We start from the raw sequence: 19,481 nt of genomic DNA on the forward strand, positions 1-19,481 counted from the left end.
ACAAGATTTTAAATGCTTAAAATTATTTTATTGGGATGGGTTGGTGGTATTGCATTGATGGGCATTAATTTACCTTTAATTATGCAATATGGAAAAGTAGGCAGAGCTCTGCTGTTACTTGCTTTTATTTTCTATCTTTTTAAACGCTCAGTATTCGTTAGCCGACCATTTTTAAAGGCAATGTATTCTTTGTTATGTGCAGCAAACCTTTTTGTTGTGGGGTATCAATATGCCGAGAATGCGTTGGTCGAACGCTTACAACAAAGAGAAATGGATTCAAAAAATCTAGATATTATTGTTTATATAAATCAACTAAGTGAAGAAAAAGACAATAAAGTTCAACAAAGTGCTCAAGTATTAAACCTATCTAAAGATCCGGTAAATTGGCTACTGTATTTAAAAAATGATAATCAAAGTATGTTGAAGAGCAATCAAGAACTTCAATTAGGCCATTACTATCGACTATCTGGAAAAACAAAACCTGCTCATAGTTACGCCACAGCAGGAGCTTTTGATCAGGAAAAATGGTTTATTCAGCGAAATATAATGTCTGGTTTTATTGTTCAGTATATTGAGCCTTTAAGCCATGATGAAATTTATCGATTGGGATATCAACAGCATTCAAGAGAACAGCAGTCCTTTTTTAATAGATTTCAAATAAATATAGAAAAGCTGCGCTTAACTTTTAGACATCTATTGGAAAATTCTTCACTACAACAAAAAGGACTAATTTTAGCTTTGCTGACTGGTGATGAAAGCCTTTTATCAGATGAGACCCAAATACAATTTAAACAATTGGGAATTGCTCACTTGTTAGCGATTTCAGGGCCACATGTACTTATTTTTGCCATTATGTTGTCTTGGTCCTGTCATCAAGTCATCTGCCGTTATTATCCTCAAATTTACTTATGGAAACCCAAACAAGTTTTGATGGCTATACCATGCTGTTTCGGTGTTTTAATTTATACAGCTTTTGTGGGTTTCGAAATTCCTGCACTACGGACATTGTTGTCAGTCTTTATATTTATTTCTTTTATATTATTAAAACAACCTCTTAAACCATTTGCATTGCTCATATACAGCGCAAGTTTATTATTACTCATGGACCCGTTTAGTGTCTTGTCTGCAGGGTTTTGGTTGTCTTATGGGGCATGTTTTATTTTATTAAGAATTTATCAAACTATAGTTCAAATACCTGATCAACATTTTTTAAGCTTACGCTCGAAAATGATTTTTATGACTAAGGTGTTAATTGAGTCTCAAGGCAAAATCTTTATTGCATTGAGTCCTTTAACCTTACTTTTCTTTCAACAAATTTCTTGGATTGCTCCATTAACCAATATTGTTGCGGTGCCTATCGTTGGTGGGATTATTGTTCCTTTAAACATCATAGCTGCTTGTACATGGTTTATTGCCAAACCATTTGGAAACATGCTTTTTTATTTCAATGATATCTTGCTCAGTATATTGCTGAGTTGTTTAGACTTATTAGAAAAACTGTCTTTACCACTACAAGGTATAAGCTTGACGCCACTGGCTTTATTCGCAGTGAGTTTAGGCATCCTTATTTTATTTTTGCCTAAAGGTATTTTGCCAAAAACATGGGGAATGCTCTGTTGTTTACCTCTCATTGTTGTGAATAAAACGAACCAACCAATTCAACTTCATATTTTAGATGTTGGGCAGGGGCAGGCTATTTTCTTGCAGCAGCCTGAACAAAACTGGCTAATTGATACAGGTGGTTCTTACGATGAAAAGATCTTTAGTATTGGTCAAAATGTTGTAGTTCCATTCTTACGCCAACAAGGAGTAAAGCGATTAGATCGTGTTGTGCTATCTCATCTTGATCAAGATCATAGTGGGGCTTTTTCTTTCATTCAGCAGGAGATTCCTGTAAAGCAGGTTCTCTCAAATGAGCAATCTTCCACTACTCTAAAGCAGCCATTTCAGTATTGTCATCAAGGTCAACAATGGCAATATCCTGAATTAGATATTCAAATTTTATGGCCTAAAGAAAAAGATTTAGCTTTTGTCCATTCTCAACAGAATCAATATTCCTGTGTGGTATATCTGCATTTTAAAGGAATTAGTGATTACCAAAATTTTCTGATTATGGGAGACGCGGGATGGGAGACAGAATACGAATTGTTAAAAGACTATCCAAGTTTAAAAGTAGATGTTTTGGTATTAGGCCATCATGGAAGCAAGCACAGTTCGGCTTATGATTTTTTAGCAACCCTAAAACCAAAACTGGCAATTGCATCGGCAGGGTTTGATAACCGTTATGGCCATCCTAGCCAAGAGGTTATCAATCGTTTAAAAGCCCTTCATATCCCACTTAAAAGTACAGTAGAGCAAGGAACGTTAAGTTTTGTTTTGGAAAATCAAAAAATGATTTTACACAACCGACGTTTTGAGCGCCTCTGGTTGCGTAGAGTTCCCTAAAGCTTCAGCCTTGAGCCTATTCACGGTTTTAATCGCTTCTGAAGGGTCAATATTATAAACATTGTCTAAAGCTGGGTTTGCTTTAAAGCGTTTATAGCTCCAGTGGTAGTGTTCTGGATATTTATGGATGAGTTGCTCAATTGCCTGATGGATGACATAAGTACCATCGTCTGCAGTTCCTTCATAGATCTTCTCATCCATTGGTTCGATATGCATGGTAAAACCATCATTTTCATTACGGATCGCATAAAGGAATAAAGCTTTTGCCTTAGTCTTCTGGATGAGTTTTGCACTTAAATTACTTGAAGCAAGTGGCACACCAAAATAGTTCACCATATCTCCCCCAATGTTCGGAGTATGATCTGGCAAAATTACTGTAGTTTCACCTTGTTTGAGTGCTTTAAAAATTTGTCTTACACCAGTTTCATCGGTCGGGACTAGATTTGCTTGTTCACGACTGCGAGCTTCTCGTACAAAACGGTCAGCATCATCATTTTTGACTGGTTTATATAAAATAGTCATTGCTGTGAACTGAGCACACCATGCATTCATGACTTCCCATGTCCCAAAATGAGGAACAATGAGTACAACACCTTTTTTTGCTGCTAAAGCATCGTGAAAGTATTGTTCGCCTTCTATCCGATGGATACGAGCAATATTTTCTTCATTAGATGAACCCCAGATACTTAAAAACTCGAAATATGAGGTTAATTCATTACGTACAGCTTTTTCTGTAATTGCTATACGTTGCTGTGGTGTTAAGTGGGGCAGAGCAATTCTTAAGTTAAGCTCTATACTTTTTGAAGTTTTAGTAATTTTTAAAGTATTTACAAGGCCAGCCAATAGACGAGCAATAGAACGCCCAAATTGAATAGGTAGTCGGCTAAATATTTTGAGTAATTGATAGTTCATGCTTTTTGAATCTGGTCTGGTCATCTATAGCAGTAAGGAGGAAACAACAAGTAAAAAAAGACAAAAATATTATAAATGAAATCATATTATTTAGACAGTTTTTATCAAATCAACGTATATAATGACATCATTTCGATTGATTTGGATTGGAATTTTATGTCCGATTGGCCACCAAAACCACAAAATGAACCTATAACCTCTAAACAGAACGGACCAGAATGGCAAATCCTTGAGAAAGCTGTGCTGGCTTCTGTAGAAGAACAACGCCGTAGTCGTCGCTGGGGTATATTCTTTAAAACACTTACTTTTATTTATCTATTGTTCATTGTTGTGTTAATGGGCAAAGGTTGTTCGACTAGCAAAGAAGGCTCAGCAGCAAGTAGTAGCAGTGCTCATCTGGCTGTGGTTGATATTGTTGGAACCATTGATGCTTCAAGCAATCAAGCAGTAAATAGTGAAGATACGAACAAAGCGCTTAAGCGTGCTTTTGAAGCTTCAAATAGCAAAGCAATTGCACTTAATATTAATTCTCCTGGCGGTTCTCCTGTTCAGTCGGATGAAATTTGGCAAGAAATTCGCTATTTGAAAAAAGAACATCCTGACAAGAAAGTCTATGCAGTGATTGGCGATATGGGTGCTTCTGGTGCTTATTATATTGCTTCTGCTGCTGATGAAATTATTGTGAATCCATCAAGTTTGGTAGGCTCAATTGGTGTCATTATGCCGAACTATGGCATTACTGGTTTAGCTCAAAAACTTGGAATTGAAGACCGTACTTTGACAGCGGGCACCAATAAAGACATTTTAAGTATGACAAAACCGATTAATCCTGTACAACGAGAGCATATTCAATCTGTACTCGATAATGTCCATACTCATTTTATTAATGCAGTGAAAGAAGGACGCGGGAAACGCTTAAAATCAAATGATCCTGCTATTTTCTCAGGTCTTTTCTGGACTGGCGAGCAAGCAATCCAGTTGGGTGTCGCTGACCGCTCAGGTAACATTACGAGCTTGATGCGTGAACTGAAGCTTGATAATAAAGTTGACTACACAATTGAACGTAATCCACTGCAATCTATTTTAGGTCGAATGGGAGCAGAAATGGGTAAAGGTTTAAGTGAGTCAGTTGCTCAACGTTTAGAGACGAGCCAAGACGCAAAGCTACAATAATTTAAATCAGGATAACGGTATGTCAGTAAAACCGGTTATACACTTTGCGCATGCCAATGGCGTGCCGTCTAAGGTGTATCAAAAGTTGTTTGATCAATTAAAAGATGAGTATGACGTAATTTATGTTCCACTCATTGGACCTGACAAACGTTATCCGATTACCAATCACTGGCCTTTTTTGGTTGATCAGGTGATTGATAGTATTGTACACCAAGCGAAGGGGCGAAAAGTGATTGGATTGGGCCATTCGCTCGGTTCAGTTTTAACTTTAATGGCTTCTTTTAAACGTCCTGAGCTGTTCTCACAAGTGATTATGTTAGATCCGCCTCTTATTTTGGGTAGATACTCTTTTGCTTTCCATATGGCAAAATTATTTAAACCTAAAATAGTCGATGACATGACCCCTGCGGGCTTATCTGCACGTCGTCGTGAGCATTGGGAGTCTCGTGAGCAAGCCGCTGCATTGTTACGTCCAAAAGGTTTTTATAAAGACTTTGATGAAGACTGCTTTCAAGCCTATATTGACTATGCTTTAAAAGAAGATCCAGTTCGTGGCGGTGTTACTTTAACTATTTCTCGTGAAGATGAAGTTGCGATATTCCGTAAAAATCCTTCTTGGTGGTGGCTACCTATGCCAAAACCGAAAATGCCTGTACATCTAGTCGTGGGTAAAGAGAGTGCCTTCTTAAAAAGAGGTTTTCCTCAAATGGCAAAGCGTAAAATGGGAATTCCATTTAGTGTGGTTGAAGGAGGGCATATGTTCCCTCTAGAGCATCCAATTGATACAGTGAATTATATTAAAAAGCTTATCGATAGTAATTCACGCTAATAAGACTTTTATAAAAAAAGGACATGCATGCATGTCCTTTTTTTACTTACGTTGAGCAAATCTTTTACCAAGATGCAAAACGAATAGGGTGTTCAAGAATTTGATTACGGAAATAGGCTTGTCCATCTTTCCATGTCAGCTGGCCATTACATAACCATTCTGCAACTTGAGGATAAATAAAATGCTCAAGTTTATGTACACGTTCTGCCAAAGAAGCAACATTGTCATGTTCTTTGACTTCAATTGCAGATTGAGCAATTGCTTGACCAGCATCAAGTTCAGAAGTTACAAAGTGAACTGTACAACCATGCAATCGATCGCCCGTATTTAATACACGCTGATGTGTATTAACACCTTTATAAGCGGGTAATAGTGAAGGATGGATATTGAGCATTTTACCTTGCCATTTATCGACAAAGTTTGCAGTTAAAATACGCATGAAGCCAGCTAAAATAACGATATCAGCTTGCCATGCCATAAGTTGCTGATGCATCGCTTCATCAAAATCGGCACGACTAGGAAAGTCTTTATGCGAAATTACCGCTGTTGCGATATTGGCATTTTGAGCACGCTCTAGGGCATAAGCATCGGCTTTATTGGACAATACACCTACAATTTGCCCTGATAGACGTGCATCTATCAAGGCTTGTAAGTTACTGCCGTTCCCAGAGACTAGAACAGCAATTTTCATCATTCAAAGATCACACGAATTTTTTCGTCTGCACCTTCCACTGATTCAGCATTTTCTTGGATATGTCCGATTTTCCAAGCTTTTTCACCTTGAGCATTAAGCACTTCAATTGCTTTTTCTGCATCATTTGCGTCAACTGCAATCACCATACCTACACCACAGTTAAAGGTACGGTACATTTCAAAACGTTCTACATTACCTTCACGTTGTAGAAGTTTGAATAATTCTGGCCATTCCCAAGAAGCTTCATTAATGACAGCTTGAGCACCATTTGGTAATACACGCGGTAAGTTACCAGGTAAACCGCCACCAGTGATGTGTGCCATAGCATGCACATCAACTTGTTTGCAAAGCTCAAGAACTGGTTTTACATAAATACGTGTTGGTTCCATTGCGACATCTGCAAGAGGACGGCCATCAATCACTTGAGTTAAGTCTACATTCTTAACATCTAGGATTTTACGTAGTAATGAATAACCATTTGAGTGAGCACCACTTGATGCAACACCAATAAGTACATCACCAGATTTTACTTTAGAGCCATCAATAATTTTGCTTTGCTCAACAACACCCACTGCAAAACCAGCAAGATCGTAATCTTCACCTTCATACATACCAGGCATTTCAGCTGTTTCACCACCTACAAGTGCACAACCTGCAAGTTCACAACCTTTACCGATACCAGTAACTACGTTTGCAGCTACGTCTACATTTAAGTGACCAGTTGCATAATAGTCGAGGAAGAATAATGGTTCTGCACCACAAACCAAAAGATCGTTAACACACATAGCGACAAGATCTTGGCCGATTGTGTCATGACGATTAAGGTTAAGTGCTAAACGTAATTTAGTACCTACACCGTCAGTTCCAGAAACCAAAACAGGTTCTTCGTAACCTTTAGGAATTTTGCATAGTGCACCAAAGCCACCAAGTCCGCCCATTACTTCTGGACGAGTTGTACGTTTAGCGACTGACTTGATACGATCGACCAGTGCGTCGCCCGCTTCAATGTCAACACCCGCATCTTTGTAGCTTAAACCGGTATTTGGGGTAGAAGTTGAGTTGCTCATAAATGAAGTCTCCGCATTGGCGGCAGATTATAACCTGAATATACGAAACTCTTATGTTATTTATGCTCGAAAATGCTATCTTTAATAAAAATATTTTTCCATTTATAACGATTAAATCAAAAAAGGCTAGATTTTATGCAAGATCGTATACTGCGCCGTATTTTCTTACTCGCAGGTATTGTATTGCTGGTATGGGTATTATACTTGCTCAAGCCTGTGGTCATTCCATTTCTTGGTGCTTTTTTCCTGGCTTATTTATTCAGTCCACTTGTCGATGTTCTAGTAAAAATTAAGCTCCCTCGTTGGTTGGCAATTAGCATCGTTTTTATCGGTATCGGTGTAACTTTAACTGTTGCATTATGGTATTTGGTACCACTCATCTGGAAACAACTTGTTTATGCTCGAGATAGTATCCCTGCTGGAATTCATTGGATTAATGCAGAGCTACTGCCTTGGATTTCTTCGACCTTCCATGTACAACAAATGGAAATCGATACCGATCAAATGTCCAAAGCGGTTATGGATTATGTCCAGACCAATTACAGTGCCGATAGCATTCAGGCTGTTTTATTAAAGCTTGCACAATCAGGTCTGAATTTTATTCAGATTGGTGGAACACTCGTTTTAATTCCAATTATCGCTTTTTATTTTTTATTAGACTGGGACCGTATGTTGCAGAACTTACGTCGTCTCATCCCACGACCATATGAAGCCACTACCTTACAAATCGTTCGTGAATGCCATAGTGTTTTAGGAGCATTTGTTAAAGGTCAGTTCCTCGTTATGCTTTTGCTCGGTGTGGTCTATGCGGTAGGTCTACAATTAATTGGGTTAGAGGTTGGACTTATTATTGGTATGGTGGCAGGCCTTGCCAGTATTATTCCTTATTTGGGATTTGCAGTCGGCATTATTGCAGCCATTATTGCAAGTCTATTTCAGTTTGGAATGGACTGGACTCACTTGTTACTCGTTGGTGTGGTTTTTATGATTGGTCAAGCTGTAGAAGGCTATATTCTACAACCATTCCTACTCGGTGATAAAATTGGTCTTTCACCAGTTGCTGTTGTATTTGCTGTTTTGGCAGGCGCGCAACTTGCTGGTTTCTTAGGAATGCTCATCGCATTACCAGTGGCTGCGGTCATTGTTGTACTCTTAAAGCACTTAAGGGATAACTATGAAAAGAGTAGCCTTTATGGTGCGTATTCGGAATTATTTGTGCAAGAGGGTAATATTCAGCAAATTCATGTAGAAACTGAAAATACTAAACTTGATCTTGAAGTTAAAACACAGCAAGATACAGATACACCAAATCTTTCAGATCAGAAATAATTTCAAGGCCAATTGATTATATGCGTCAACTCCAACTGGATATAGAACCTCAACTTGATGCCCGAATCAGTGATTTTTCGGGACCAGGTTGGGGGCATGTAGTCGATGCAGTGCGTCAACTACATGCAGGTCTAGTCAATAGATTTTATATCTATGGTGGAGCTGGAACAGGTAAGAGTCATTTGCTTTCAGCGATTTGTGATTCTTATTTAGAAGTAGGCAAGTCAGCAATAAAAGTTTCACTGTTGGAACTTCTTGATGCTCCGATTGAGGCAATTACTTGTTTAGAGCATTATGATTTAGTTGCTTTAGATGATATTGAATCTATTAGTGGCGTGCCGCACTGGCAAAAAGCGGTGTTTCATTTAATGAATAACCATGAAGGGCAACTTGTATTTTCTTCACGTGTTGCGCCGATTGAATTAAAACTCGAGTTACCAGACTTACAATCACGTCTTACCCAAGCGGTCAGTGTAAAAGTGCCAAGTGGAAGTCTATACGCAGACCGTTATGCTTTAGTCACTTCCGTTATGGCTAGACGTGGTATCCATTTCGATCAGCAGATTGTCGACTATTTACTTTTACATGGGCCGCATCAAGCTTCTGTTTTATTACAAACCGTAGCACAGTTAGAAAAACTTCTTAAAGGTGAGAAGACTAAGCTTTCAAATGCAACGTTAAGACAAATTTATGCTTTAATTGATGAGTACCAACAATAAATTGTTTCATACATCTCGTTATTTCTTTGGTTGGGGTGAACTTGGGTTTTTTGCTAAAAAAATAATGAACTATTAAATACTTATGCTTTTAACTTTAAAGTGTATTGTTAAAATTTTTCCTAAGAAAATTTTCATATATCAATAGATGCTTAAATAACCAAATATTTATAAAGTTATATGAACAAAATGACCGGATAGGCCGATCAAAATATCTTGAGAAATTCTGATTCCTGTGACAAAGTACGCACAAAGGATGCGATTGCAAAAGTGGACACTTTGCAATATTGACAAAGAAAAATGAAAAAAATAGGTAAGGAGAAGGGTATGCTCAAACGGAGCATTGCTTTTGCATTATTGGCTGCTGCTGGGCACGCTTATTCTGCTGATATTCAAGTGACAAGTTTAGCTGATGAAGATAAAGATGATACGGTATGTACGCTTAGGGAAGCTGTACAGTTCCTAAATTATCGTGGCTCATCTAATGCAGCTGACGTTGAAAAATATGCAAATGGGTATCATGGTTGTGGGAATAAAGATGCTTCATCAAATATTATTTTACAGCGCGATCAAGAATATAGCTTAAATAGCAGAATAACGATTACAGCTCCCCTTACAATTAGTACAGCAAAAAATGATTCTACATTAGTTGATACTGATCAGCCTGGTTCTCATAATGCAACTATCAAAATGGTCGGTACAGATCAATTATTTAAAATTGATGATGGTAGCGTTGAAAAAGCTTCTTTTGCTGTGACCTTAAGTGATCTTAACTTACAAGGTGCAGGCGCAAACTCTAATGTTTTAACAGGTGGTTTAATTTTAAACCATGAAAAATTGACTATTCAAAACTCTCGATTGATTGGTGGATATGCCAATCAGGGTGGGGCGATTTACAATCAAGGATTGTTATCGAAAACAGGTCAAACAGCTGGCTTTGTAACTATCATAAATAGTTTGATTCAAAATAATAAAGCAACCCAAGGCGGCGTCATTTACAGCGAGCAGCCTTTATATTTAGTGACCCAATCTGTAGTCCGAGATAATGAAGTTTCTTCTGCAGAGGGTGCCTTATTTTATGGCGCAACAAAATTTGATGATGAAAGTACTGGTGGATACTTAAATGTACGTGCCATAGGCTTTAGTAATAGTACCTTTTTCCATAATAAAGTTGGTTTTATTGCAAACATTAAAGATGGAATGTTTGTTAATAATATTACAATGATTAAAAATGCAGCAGGTTTATTTTTAGATGCTCCTCAAGGAAATGCTTCTGTTTCTAACAGTATTTTAGTCGGTAATGGGGTTAACTGTACTCCAAATACAAATGATCAAACTGTTGTCCAAAGCAACTTAGTGACCACTGATTGTAATCGCAATGCTTCTGCAAAGCTGCCTAATATACTTTTGCCTACAAGTGAAAAGTTAATTGCTGGTGATAGTGATGAAGGCATATGTGATGTAACCGCTAAAGACGGCTTGTTATGTCCATTTAATACACCAAAAGATAGTTTCCTTGGCTTTTTTAAACCACGATTACTTGAGAGCTATAACACTTTAGCTGACTCCTTAATTATTAATAAAGGACGTTTATATAGTGATGGCTCATCAATTGGTTTAGCGAGTTGTGAGAAACTCGATCAACGTGGAAAAAACCGTAGTGGTTATGATGAGTTATGTGATTTAGGGGCAATTGAATTTATTTTAAATAATGAAATCGCAACAGTAGGGCAAGATATTAAATATGGACAAGTTGCAAAATTTAATATTTTAAATTCTTTAAGTGAAGCAGATTTGGTCACACCAGCTACATGTAAGCGTCTATTTGGTGACCGTCCCGATGGAAAAGAATGGCAACCAGGTTGTCTAAAAATAAAACAAAGTACTGATACGCCAGTCTCTAAAGGTAGTGTAACCATAGACCAAAATGGAAACGTGGTTTATACGCCAAATGGAAACTGGCATGGTGCAGACATTTTTAGTATTCAAGTCGTTACGAGTGTATCAAGATTTAATGATGGAACCGATTTCCAATATGTCTCGATTCCAGCAACCGTAGTCCAAGAACCTGTATCTGGTATTGAAGATAAGTCTGTTAGTACTGGTGGTGGGGGAAGTGTTGGTGGTGGATTAATTTTGGGATTATTCGGATTAATTGCATTGCGCCGTTTCAAGTCATAATCAGGGATGAGGACTATGAAAAACTATAAAAAAGCAGTATTAGCATTAGCTGTGCTAGCGGCTATGCCACTTTTTGCTGATACAGCAAATCAAAGAATCGAAGTAACAACTTTTGCAGATGAAGATGGTGAAAACCCTAATGCATGTTCGTTAAGGGAAGCCATAAAAGTTGCTGAAACACGAAGATCTGATTATGGATGTACAGTCTATAACACTTCTAAAAGTCAGGTAATCCAATTAAAAGCAGGAACTTATACATTAAACAAAGAATTGGTTCCAAATGCAGATATTGCGATTTATGGATATGGTGAAAAAGATCAAGATAAAAATTGGGCAGAAAAAAGTGTTTTAACCAATGATTATCCAGCATTACAACCGTTACAGACGAGAATTAATGCTGCTGGTAAGTCACGTATCTTTAATACAGCGGTAAATAAACAACCTTTATTTCTTCAAAATATTATTTTGGAAAATGGTTCAGCACAAGACTTTGGTGGTGCTATTTATGCAGGTGGTAATGTTACCTTATTAAATAGTCAAATCTTGAACTCACAAGCATCTAAAGGTGGTGCTATTTTTCTCGGTGGCGATAATGTTAATTTGTCGGCAACTCACTCTTTGATTCAAGGTAATAATGCAACATCTGGAAGTGTACTTTCAATGAGTTGTTGGAATGGCACAGCCTATACAAAACGGGAAGTAACATTTACCTCTTCTAGTATTATGAGTAATGGTTCAAATAGTTCTAATAATACTTTTGAGTTTTGTGGAGAGCCGAAAGCAACCTTTACAATTAATACAATAGCTAAAAATATTGCAAATACAGTAAATGGTAGCATTTTGAAATTTACTGGTGATGCTACTCCTAACGGTACACCTAATCCTTCAACCATACTTAGCGCTAACAGTAGTTTAACCTTAAAAAATAATACTATTGTTGAAAATAATGCTTATACCACGTTCTTATATGACACATTAGGAAGTAAAGAATTAAGATTTAATTTAATCGGTTATAACCCGGGAACCTATGCCTGTCATTATTTTATAGGGCCAGCCACTGATTTAAAAAATGCTGGTTTCATCCTATCTTTTAACGCATTAAATTTGACGAATGATGCTGGAAAATGTGATCTACCAAAGGAAGCTCTTACGTCTACACATCGAACTGTTGATATAGCAGGCCAGTCTTTTGACTCATTATTAGAACCTTTACATTCAGCTGGGCCAGAGACTGGTTTTTTACCAATTTATTATCCTAAAAATAATATAAGTGGTAAGAATCTAGTAGATGTAGACCCAGAGGGTAAAGACTCATGTACTTCTATCGACCAGCGCGGACTTTCACGCCTTGCCGATAGTAAATTATATTATCAACCAAATGGTCGTAATAGCTGTGATATTGGTTCGATTGAACTAATGAAACTGACCGCTGGAGATATAAAAGGTTTAGGTAATACGTCACTTACAGATCTGCTTGCAAAATATCAATCTCAATATGATACGGTTCAGAAGAATATCTTGAATCCAGATTATGCATATTTATTAAATGTATTAAAAATCGATTCAGCAAATTACAAGAACCTTCTTGATCAAACTAAAGCAAATGCAAAATATCGAGCAATTTATATCGACTTAAAGGCAAATGGTTTACCTTTACCAAATGAAGATAGTAGTCACTTATTAAAGTTCTTTAATACATCTGATTATAATATTAATCTTGAAACTGTCGGTACAGGATTGATCGACGATAAAGTTACAAACATTAAAAAGGATGATGGACTTTTTTGTGAATGGAATGATGCTTTACAGCAAATTATATTCTATCGTTCAGATGATATTATTACCCAAGCAGGTGATTATAACTATTGTAAATATACAATTAGCAGTAAAGATGGCACTACTCAATCATCTGGATTATTAGAAGCCCGATTTGATAATATCCCACCAGTTGCTGGTGATGGAACTGTAACTTTTAAATATTTAGCAAATGAAGTCATTCCTTTGAATTTATTACAGTATGCGAATGATGATGGGGACGGTCCTACAAGTACACTTAAGACAAAGCCAAATAAACCTAAATTTTGGGTGAATGATCAGGGTGTAGAGTTACCGATTTATATACCAAGTAAAACTTCAAAGGATGGTATTTTCAAGGTAGTCAAAGCAGATCGAGAAGGGCCATGTCCTAAAGATGATAGCGGTAATACTTGCTATGGTGGTAACATCTATATTCAAGCGAGTAACGTATTTAACACCTTCAATGATACATTGACTTACTATGTTTATGATGCAGATGGAACTATTTCAGCTAAAGCAGGAACGATTAATTTAGTAAGTACAGCAACTACAACAGATGATTCTCGAAGTGGAGGTGGAGGAAGTATTGGAATTTTCTCTCTGGCATCCTTGCTAAGTTTGATTGTCTATAGACGTTACCGTAAATAAGCATAAATAAAAAAAGCCTCCATAGGAGGCTTTTTTTATTTCTTATTAGATTTTTGAATGGCACATTATTAAAAAAAACAGTTTTTAGTGCTCTAAATATTTGTTGATATATTCTTCACGTATAGCGGTTCTTTCATCAGCACTTGCTTTGAGCATGCGTTGACGTAAATCATTACGTTCTTGTGTACTCATTTTTTGCCAAGCTTCACGCATTTTCTGTTTTTCTGCATCTGGAAGTTGGTTGAACCAATCCATACGTTGTTGCAGATTAGCGCTTTGGTTTGCTGGTAATTCTTTCAAGCTTTGATAGCGTTTAATTACTGCTCGTTGTTCTTCTTCAGACAAAGCATTCCAAGTATCATCTACTTGAGTATTGGCATCTTTAGAAAAAATCCAGAAACGTTCAAAACCCGCAAAACTGGTTTGCAGGAAACTTAATGAACAAAGGATAAGTGCTAACTTTTTAGCTACCATGTTGAACTTTATCCTCACCCAACACCATCAGCATTTCTAAATCTTCCACCATTTGTGGTGATAATTTAGGATTTACAACCACTTGATTTTGTGGCTTATCCATCATATCTACCGAATTAGGCAAAATAACAAAACCAGTAATTGCTGCTGCAAGTGCAAAACCAGTCATTTTCCAGACACTATAAAAAGAGGCTGGTTTTTGTTGGATATGGTCAAGCACATGATTCATCACCACTGTTTTATTTTTATGGTGATGGGCCAAACTATCGAGTTTAGACGTCACCTTTTTAGTGAAATCATCATGATTCATTGGAACCTCCCATGGGATTTAAATGCGCTAAGTACTCTCTAAGTCCCTGAATTGCTCGATGATAATGGGTTTTTACACTACCTTCAGTACAGTTCATAATTTGCGCTGTGGTGTGGGTATCGAAACCTTCCCAAGCACGTAACATGAAAGCTTGTTGTTGACGAACAGGTAGTTTTGCAATCGCTTCCTGAATTTCTTCTATGGTCACTGCTTGATCTAGAAAATCTGCTGGATTGATTGCTTTTTCATCGACAATATCAATGATTTCTTCATCATCATTGTCTAGACTAACTTTTTTGAAGAATGAAAATGGATTTGCTCGACGGGCTTCTTTGCGGCGCCAATCCTGAAGTTTATTGTTTAGAATGGTATAAAACAGCGGATACCATTCTTCAGTACTTCGATCGGCGTAAGACTTGTGTAAAGCAATAAATGCTTCCTGAACCAAGTCCATGGCAATGCCTTGTTGACCTTGGGTAGCACTTTCCATCATCACTAAAGCACGTCCAGTAACATCTTGCATAAAAACCTTTAGGCGTTGTTCAGCCGTGCTGGCATGAACACTAGATGCTTCCGATCGAGACTTTTTCGGTGCTAAATCCATGGAGATGGAAAATCCTGTCATTGGACGTACCCACCTTATCTTCAATATATCTCTTATATAACGTTGAAAAGAGGTGGGAGGTTGACAACAATCGGCTATTTTTTAGTAGTGTAAATGATTTTTTTCACAAATATGAGCGATGTAAAATAAATTAACGTTTTATTGGCGTTGGCGAACCATTTCAAAAAAACAAATTGATCCTGCAATTGCTACATTTAACGACTCTTGACCACCTGGTTGCGGTATTGTTACTGATTGTGCATGCTCTAAAGCGTAATCACTTGCGCCTTGTCCTTCGTTGCCTAAAATCCAAACACATGGTTTTGAAAGATCTTTTGAATAAAGACTGGTCGAGCGATGAGAGCTTGTAACGAAAACAGGAATATCGAATTTAGGAAGAATATCGGTCAATTGAAAGTTTTCAAAGCAAGACAGGCTAAAATGTGCGCCCATACCTGCTCTTAAAACACGTGGAGACCAAAGTGAGGCAGAGCCTTGTGTACAAATAATTTGTTTAATATTCGCTGCTGCTGCAGACCGTAATAATGTGCCTACGTTACCTGGGTCTTGTACATTTTCGAGAATTAGAGTGTCTACGTTATAGTCAATCGTTGATGCAGTTTTAGGCAAATCAATAATAGCTAAGCAAGGAAGCGTATTACCTAAGGTACTTAAGTCTTTATATAAAACTTCACTGATAATAAAGACATGACCCTGATGGAGCTCAATTATTTTCTTTAAATCGCTGTGTTCCAATGCTTGTTCAGTTGTAAACAAAGAAAAGAGTTTTTTCTGTTGTTGTAACCAAGCTAGGCAAAGGTGAGTACCTTCAAGAACCGTTTGTTGATGCTTTTTTCGGGCGCTATTGAGTTCAATTAAACCACGCAAATGTTTAATTTTTGCATTGTCTTTTGATTCTAAAAAAATAACCGCCATAAGGATATATCCAAAAGGGCGTCATCATACTATATGACGCCCTCTATAATTTAATTATTAATGATAGCTTGTTACGCGTTCAACTTCGTTTTTAGAACCGATAATTACCGGAACACGTTGGTGAAGCTCTGTTGGTTCAATGTCTAAAATACGAACACGGCCTGTAGTTGATGAACCACCTGCTTGTTCAATGAGCATACTCATTGGGTTAGCTTCATACATTAGACGTAAACGACCAGCTTTTTTCGGATCTTTTAAGTCATATGGATAAAGGAAGATACCACCACGGCATAAAATACGGTGAATATCACCCACCATACATGCTACCCAACGCATATTGAAATCTTTTTCACGTACAGATGTTTTACCTGCAAGTAACTCTTCAATATATTGTTTCACTGGTTGTTCCCAATGACGCTGGTTAGATGCGTTAATTGCAAATTCTTGAGTATCTGCTGATACTTGAACATTCTCTGTAGTAAGTAAGAATGTTTGAGTTTCTGGATCTAAAGTAAAGAAAACTACACCATTTCCAACTGTTAAAGCCATCATTGTTGATGGGCCATATAACACATAACCAGCAGCGACTTGTTGAGTACCTGCTTGCATGAAATCTTGCGCTTGTGTAACTGCATTTTTTGCAGGAAGAATCGAGAAGATTGTTCCTACGCACATGTTGATATCAATGTTACTTGAACCATCTAATGGGTCGAATAGTACCAAGTATTTGCCGTTTTCTTGCGCAGGTGTAAAATCATCAAGTTCTTCAGACGCAAGACCACCTACATGAGGATGAACTTTTAAAGCATCAATTAAATAGTCATTAGAAATCACATCAAGTTTTTTCTGTGTTTCACCTTGAACATTTTCATTACCTGCACTACCTAAAATTCCAGCCAATGCACCTTTTTGTAGGGCTTGGTCAATGGTTTTACAAGTCGTCGCAATCGTGTCGATAACTTGGGCCAACTCAGGTGTAAGGTTCCCTTTTTCTTGTTGTAAAAATTGGGACAATGTGAGGTTGGACATAAAAAAACGCTCCTGTGCGCAAGCATCAAAATGAGTCAAATAAATACGTGGCATATTCTAGATGAGAATGCCGAAAAATAAAAATTATCTTACTTTATTTGTGTTGCATTTATGCTTACAAGCCCCATTTTACGTGGTATGTTGTTTGCATAGCAAAGGAATGTATATTTAGGAGAATCGAAATGACAACTAAGAAGTTTGATGCGACCCCAACGGCAGGTGAACCAATCAATTTAGAAGAAATTTCGAAAGAAAGTGTTCAGGAGGCTTGGAAAGATTATGAAGCAAAACCTGAATATAAAGCTTTTAATAAGCACGATTTGATTGAGTCAATGCAACATTCAGAAGAAGAGGACAATAAATCTTCTTAAATTAAGAATGCAAAAATAAACGCCCATATTTGGGCGTTTATTTTTTTAGATGTTTTATTTTAATAGGGGAGGAACCGCTTCATAGTTAATTTCAACACGGCGGTTTTCTTTCCATGCTGATTCGTCATGTCCTGGATTAACTGGCGCTTCTTTACCATAACTTACCGCTTCAAGTTGCTGTGGATTTACACCACTTGTAATAAGGTAACTTTGAACGGCTTTTGCACGACGCTCACCTAAAGCCATGTTGTATTCACGCGTACCGCGTTCATCTGTATGACCAGTTAATGCAACTTTTGAGTTTGCATTGGCCATGAGGAATTGAGCATGGGCTTGAAGAGTTTGATAGTCTTCAGCAGATAAATCACTGCTGTCGTAATCAAAGTGAACAACACGTTTAGCTAAAGCAGCTTTATTTGCCTCAGTTACACCTTTTGATGAAGCACCTGCCAAATTTTGGGCATTTAATGCAGCATCTTCACTTAAACCTGTTGTGTTTACGGTGCTTGGGTTTGTAGTACCAGCATTTGCAGTCGTTGCTGGTTTACGGCTCGCACAACCTGTCATGACAAGCGCTACACTAAGTAGAGGAAAAGCCAAATATTTGATTGATTTCATCATCATCTCCATCAATGGAAGAAAAAGTTATTTAGGTGCCCAGGCTGGTTCACGTACTTCACCTTGCTCACTCGGTAAATTCATACGGAAACGACCATCAGTGGACATGATAGACAGTAAACCACGGTTTCCTTCACGAGTTGCGTAAACCACCATTTGCCCATTTGGTGAGAAACTTGGTGATTCATCTAAACTGGTTGGGGTAAGAATATTGACAATGCCTGTATTAATATCTTGGATAGCAACTTTATAGTTACTGCCACTTGGTCGATGCACCAGTGCAATTTTTTTACCATCTGCACTTAAAGTGCCACGAGCATTAAACGACCCTTTAAATGTTAAACGTTTTACTGAGCCATCTCCAAAATCATAGCGATAAATTTGAGGAGAGCCTCCACGGTCAGATGTGAAAATAAAAGCTTTTCCATCTGGTGTATAACGTGCTTCTGTATCAATGCCTGAGTCATTTGTCATACGTTTGACTTGGCGAGTTGATAAATCCATTTGATAAATTTCAGGGTTACCGTTCATTGATGCTGTAAATAGCATTGATTTACCATCTGGTGAAAAGCTCGGTGCACCATTTAAGCCTTTAAAGCTAGTCAGTACTTCACGTGTTCCTGTAGAGAGATCTTGTAAGTAAATTGCTGGGCGTTTAGTTTCAAAAGAAACATAAGCAATTTTTTTAGCGTCCGGAGTCCATGCCGGAGACAAAATCGGGTCGCGTGAAGAGAGAACAGTTTTTGGTTGTTCACCATCTGTATCTGCAATTTGTAAGGTGTAACGTTCCGCTGGGGTTGCGGGATTACGTAGTACATAGGCAATACGACCACTAAAATCACCTGCAATACCAGTCAATGCTTGATAAATAGCGTCACTTACCATATGTCCTGCTTGACGCACACGTGAAGCAGGAACATTTAGCAATTCATTCAAAAGATATTGCTGTTTTTGCACATCATAAAGCTGGTAATGAACTTCAAACCCATCAGCCGTTTGCTTAATTTGTCCAGTAACAACATATGGAATACCAGCAGCTTGCCAATCAGATGCTTGAATTTGATTAATTGCAGCATTTGCAGGTAAATTTTTTGATGAACTTGTAAAGCGGCCTGAACGGTTTAAGTCAGTCTCAACAATAGGGTAGAGACCATTGTCATTATTAAATGGAACAATAGCGATTTTTGGCGCCTGATCAGGTGCTTTTGCAATTTCTAAATGTAATTGAGCAAAGGCAGCTGTCGGTGCAAGAGGACTTAATGCTGTAAGCAACGTTAAGGCTAGAAGGTGTTTGCGGGTCGTTTTCATAGGTTTAAAGTCATTGAAGGCATTTTTGTGACTGTGGATT

Annotated in this window: 18 protein-coding genes; 8 read left to right on the forward strand and 10 right to left on the reverse strand. The window is 37.6% G+C overall.

The features are described from left to right. The first annotated feature begins 12 nt into the window (after positions 1–12). Positions 13–2,445: a DNA internalization-related competence protein ComEC/Rec2 gene (locus J671_RS08215; RefSeq protein ID WP_031981960.1), complete on the forward strand. Its 2,433-nt coding sequence runs from the start codon at positions 13–15 to the stop codon at positions 2,443–2,445. On the opposite strand, the gene J671_RS08220 is transcribed toward J671_RS08215, so the two are convergent. Continuing rightward, on the reverse strand, positions 2,398–3,381 hold the full coding sequence (locus J671_RS08220; protein WP_081404846.1) for a lysophospholipid acyltransferase family protein: 984 nt from the start codon (positions 3,379–3,381) through the stop codon (positions 2,398–2,400). The genes J671_RS08215 and J671_RS08220 overlap by 48 nt on opposite strands. A 132-nt stretch (positions 3,382–3,513) precedes the next feature. On the opposite strand from J671_RS08220, the gene sppA reads away from it, so the two are divergent. Beyond that, positions 3,514–4,530: a signal peptide peptidase SppA gene (gene sppA, locus J671_RS08225; protein ID WP_031981962.1), complete on the forward strand. Its 1,017-nt coding sequence runs from the start codon at positions 3,514–3,516 to the stop codon at positions 4,528–4,530. A 19-nt stretch (positions 4,531–4,549) separates the two neighbouring features. Then, complete coding sequence (locus J671_RS08230; RefSeq protein WP_031981963.1) at positions 4,550–5,359, forward strand: alpha/beta fold hydrolase; 810 nt, start codon at positions 4,550–4,552, stop codon at positions 5,357–5,359. A 64-nt stretch (positions 5,360–5,423) separates the two neighbouring features. Here the strand turns inward: J671_RS08230 and purN are convergent, their stop codons facing one another. Then, a complete protein-coding gene (gene purN / locus J671_RS08235) occupies positions 5,424–6,053 on the reverse strand; it encodes a phosphoribosylglycinamide formyltransferase (protein ID WP_002052470.1) in 630 nt (209 codons plus the stop codon). Beyond that, entirely contained in the window at positions 6,050–7,120 is a 1,071-nt protein-coding gene (gene purM, locus J671_RS08240) for a phosphoribosylformylglycinamidine cyclo-ligase (RefSeq protein ID WP_000071984.1), read from the reverse strand. The genes purN and purM overlap by 4 nt, the downstream gene beginning before the upstream one ends. Before the next feature lie 135 nt (positions 7,121–7,255). Here purM and cxpE point away from each other — a divergent pair, with 135 nt between their 5' ends. From cxpE to J671_RS08260, 4 genes are all read left to right on the forward strand, one after another. Continuing rightward, entirely contained in the window at positions 7,256–8,449 is a 1,194-nt protein-coding gene (gene cxpE, locus J671_RS08245) for a chloramphenicol efflux transporter CxpE (protein WP_002052735.1), read from the forward strand. Between the two features lie 20 nt (positions 8,450–8,469). Further along, a complete protein-coding gene (gene hda / locus J671_RS08250; protein ID WP_001249536.1) occupies positions 8,470–9,168 on the forward strand; it encodes a DnaA regulatory inactivator Hda in 699 nt (232 codons plus the stop codon). Between the two features lie 324 nt (positions 9,169–9,492). Continuing rightward, positions 9,493–11,346 (forward strand): rhombotarget A, encoded by a 1,854-nt coding sequence (gene rbtA, locus J671_RS08255; RefSeq protein ID WP_031981964.1) that lies wholly within the window; start codon positions 9,493–9,495, stop codon positions 11,344–11,346. Positions 11,347–11,361: 15 nt separating this feature from the next. Beyond that, positions 11,362–13,791, forward strand: coding sequence for a CSLREA domain-containing protein (locus J671_RS08260; protein ID WP_031981965.1), 2,430 nt, complete (start codon positions 11,362–11,364; stop codon positions 13,789–13,791). Positions 13,792–13,875: 84 nt separating this feature from the next. On the opposite strand, the gene J671_RS08265 is transcribed toward J671_RS08260, so the two are convergent. The 5 genes from J671_RS08265 to J671_RS08285 form a co-directional block, all read right to left on the reverse strand. Continuing rightward, positions 13,876–14,265 (reverse strand): DUF3106 domain-containing protein, encoded by a 390-nt coding sequence (locus tag J671_RS08265; protein ID WP_002052406.1) that lies wholly within the window; start codon positions 14,263–14,265, stop codon positions 13,876–13,878. Next, entirely contained in the window at positions 14,255–14,575 is a 321-nt protein-coding gene (locus J671_RS08270) for a hypothetical protein (protein ID WP_002052599.1), read from the reverse strand. Before J671_RS08270 ends, J671_RS08265 begins: the two co-directional genes overlap by 11 nt. Next, on the reverse strand, positions 14,565–15,179 hold the full coding sequence (locus tag J671_RS08275; RefSeq protein ID WP_000362317.1) for an RNA polymerase sigma factor: 615 nt from the start codon (positions 15,177–15,179) through the stop codon (positions 14,565–14,567). Before J671_RS08275 ends, J671_RS08270 begins: the two co-directional genes overlap by 11 nt. 159 nt (positions 15,180–15,338) lie before the next feature. Then, positions 15,339–16,115, reverse strand: coding sequence for a TrmH family RNA methyltransferase (locus J671_RS08280; RefSeq protein ID WP_017394371.1), 777 nt, complete (start codon positions 16,113–16,115; stop codon positions 15,339–15,341). Between the two features lie 57 nt (positions 16,116–16,172). Beyond that, positions 16,173–17,144, reverse strand: a complete 972-nt coding sequence (locus tag J671_RS08285) for a class 1 fructose-bisphosphatase (protein WP_031981967.1) — start codon at positions 17,142–17,144, stop codon at positions 16,173–16,175. 182 nt (positions 17,145–17,326) lie between these two features. Here J671_RS08285 and J671_RS08290 point away from each other — a divergent pair, with 182 nt between their 5' ends. After that, positions 17,327–17,515, forward strand: a complete 189-nt coding sequence (locus J671_RS08290; RefSeq protein WP_004707487.1) for an NF038105 family protein — start codon at positions 17,327–17,329, stop codon at positions 17,513–17,515. A gap of 54 nt (positions 17,516–17,569) precedes the next feature. On the opposite strand, the gene pal is transcribed toward J671_RS08290, so the two are convergent. Beyond that, the gene (pal, locus tag J671_RS08295) at positions 17,570–18,133 is read right to left on the reverse strand and encodes a peptidoglycan-associated lipoprotein Pal (protein WP_002052670.1); all 564 of its coding nucleotides are present in this window, start codon (positions 18,131–18,133) and stop codon (positions 17,570–17,572) included. A gap of 27 nt (positions 18,134–18,160) precedes the next feature. Continuing rightward, the gene (gene tolB, locus J671_RS08300; RefSeq protein WP_002052600.1) at positions 18,161–19,441 is read right to left on the reverse strand and encodes a Tol-Pal system beta propeller repeat protein TolB; all 1,281 of its coding nucleotides are present in this window, start codon (positions 19,439–19,441) and stop codon (positions 18,161–18,163) included. Positions 19,442–19,481 lie beyond the last annotated feature (40 nt).

It is taken from the genome of Acinetobacter sp. 1130196, assembly GCF_000588095.1.
Lineage (GTDB): Bacteria > Pseudomonadota > Gammaproteobacteria > Pseudomonadales > Moraxellaceae > Acinetobacter > Acinetobacter nosocomialis.

Excerpts from the sequence above, each read along its gene's own strand:
- J671_RS08215 (WP_031981960.1), top strand. The coding sequence starts at position 13 with ATGCTTAAAATTATTTTATTGGGATGGGTTGGTGGTATTGCATTGATG.
- J671_RS08220 (WP_081404846.1), bottom strand. The coding sequence starts at position 3,381 with ATGACCAGACCAGATTCAAAAAGCATGAACTATCAATTACTCAAAATA.
- sppA (WP_031981962.1), top strand. The coding sequence starts at position 3,514 with ATGTCCGATTGGCCACCAAAACCACAAAATGAACCTATAACCTCTAAA.
- J671_RS08230 (WP_031981963.1), top strand. The coding sequence starts at position 4,550 with ATGTCAGTAAAACCGGTTATACACTTTGCGCATGCCAATGGCGTGCCG.
- purN (WP_002052470.1), bottom strand. The coding sequence starts at position 6,053 with ATGATGAAAATTGCTGTTCTAGTCTCTGGGAACGGCAGTAACTTACAA.
- purM (WP_000071984.1), bottom strand. The coding sequence starts at position 7,120 with ATGAGCAACTCAACTTCTACCCCAAATACCGGTTTAAGCTACAAAGAT.
- cxpE (WP_002052735.1), top strand. The coding sequence starts at position 7,256 with ATGCAAGATCGTATACTGCGCCGTATTTTCTTACTCGCAGGTATTGTA.
- hda (WP_001249536.1), top strand. The coding sequence starts at position 8,470 with ATGCGTCAACTCCAACTGGATATAGAACCTCAACTTGATGCCCGAATC.
- rbtA (WP_031981964.1), top strand. The coding sequence starts at position 9,493 with ATGCTCAAACGGAGCATTGCTTTTGCATTATTGGCTGCTGCTGGGCAC.
- J671_RS08260 (WP_031981965.1), top strand. The coding sequence starts at position 11,362 with ATGAAAAACTATAAAAAAGCAGTATTAGCATTAGCTGTGCTAGCGGCT.
- J671_RS08265 (WP_002052406.1), bottom strand. The coding sequence starts at position 14,265 with ATGGTAGCTAAAAAGTTAGCACTTATCCTTTGTTCATTAAGTTTCCTG.
- J671_RS08270 (WP_002052599.1), bottom strand. The coding sequence starts at position 14,575 with ATGAATCATGATGATTTCACTAAAAAGGTGACGTCTAAACTCGATAGT.
- J671_RS08275 (WP_000362317.1), bottom strand. The coding sequence starts at position 15,179 with ATGGATTTAGCACCGAAAAAGTCTCGATCGGAAGCATCTAGTGTTCAT.
- J671_RS08280 (WP_017394371.1), bottom strand. The coding sequence starts at position 16,115 with ATGGCGGTTATTTTTTTAGAATCAAAAGACAATGCAAAAATTAAACAT.
- J671_RS08285 (WP_031981967.1), bottom strand. The coding sequence starts at position 17,144 with ATGTCCAACCTCACATTGTCCCAATTTTTACAACAAGAAAAAGGGAAC.
- J671_RS08290 (WP_004707487.1), top strand. The coding sequence starts at position 17,327 with ATGACAACTAAGAAGTTTGATGCGACCCCAACGGCAGGTGAACCAATC.
- pal (WP_002052670.1), bottom strand. The coding sequence starts at position 18,133 with ATGAAATCAATCAAATATTTGGCTTTTCCTCTACTTAGTGTAGCGCTT.
- tolB (WP_002052600.1), bottom strand. The coding sequence starts at position 19,441 with ATGAAAACGACCCGCAAACACCTTCTAGCCTTAACGTTGCTTACAGCA.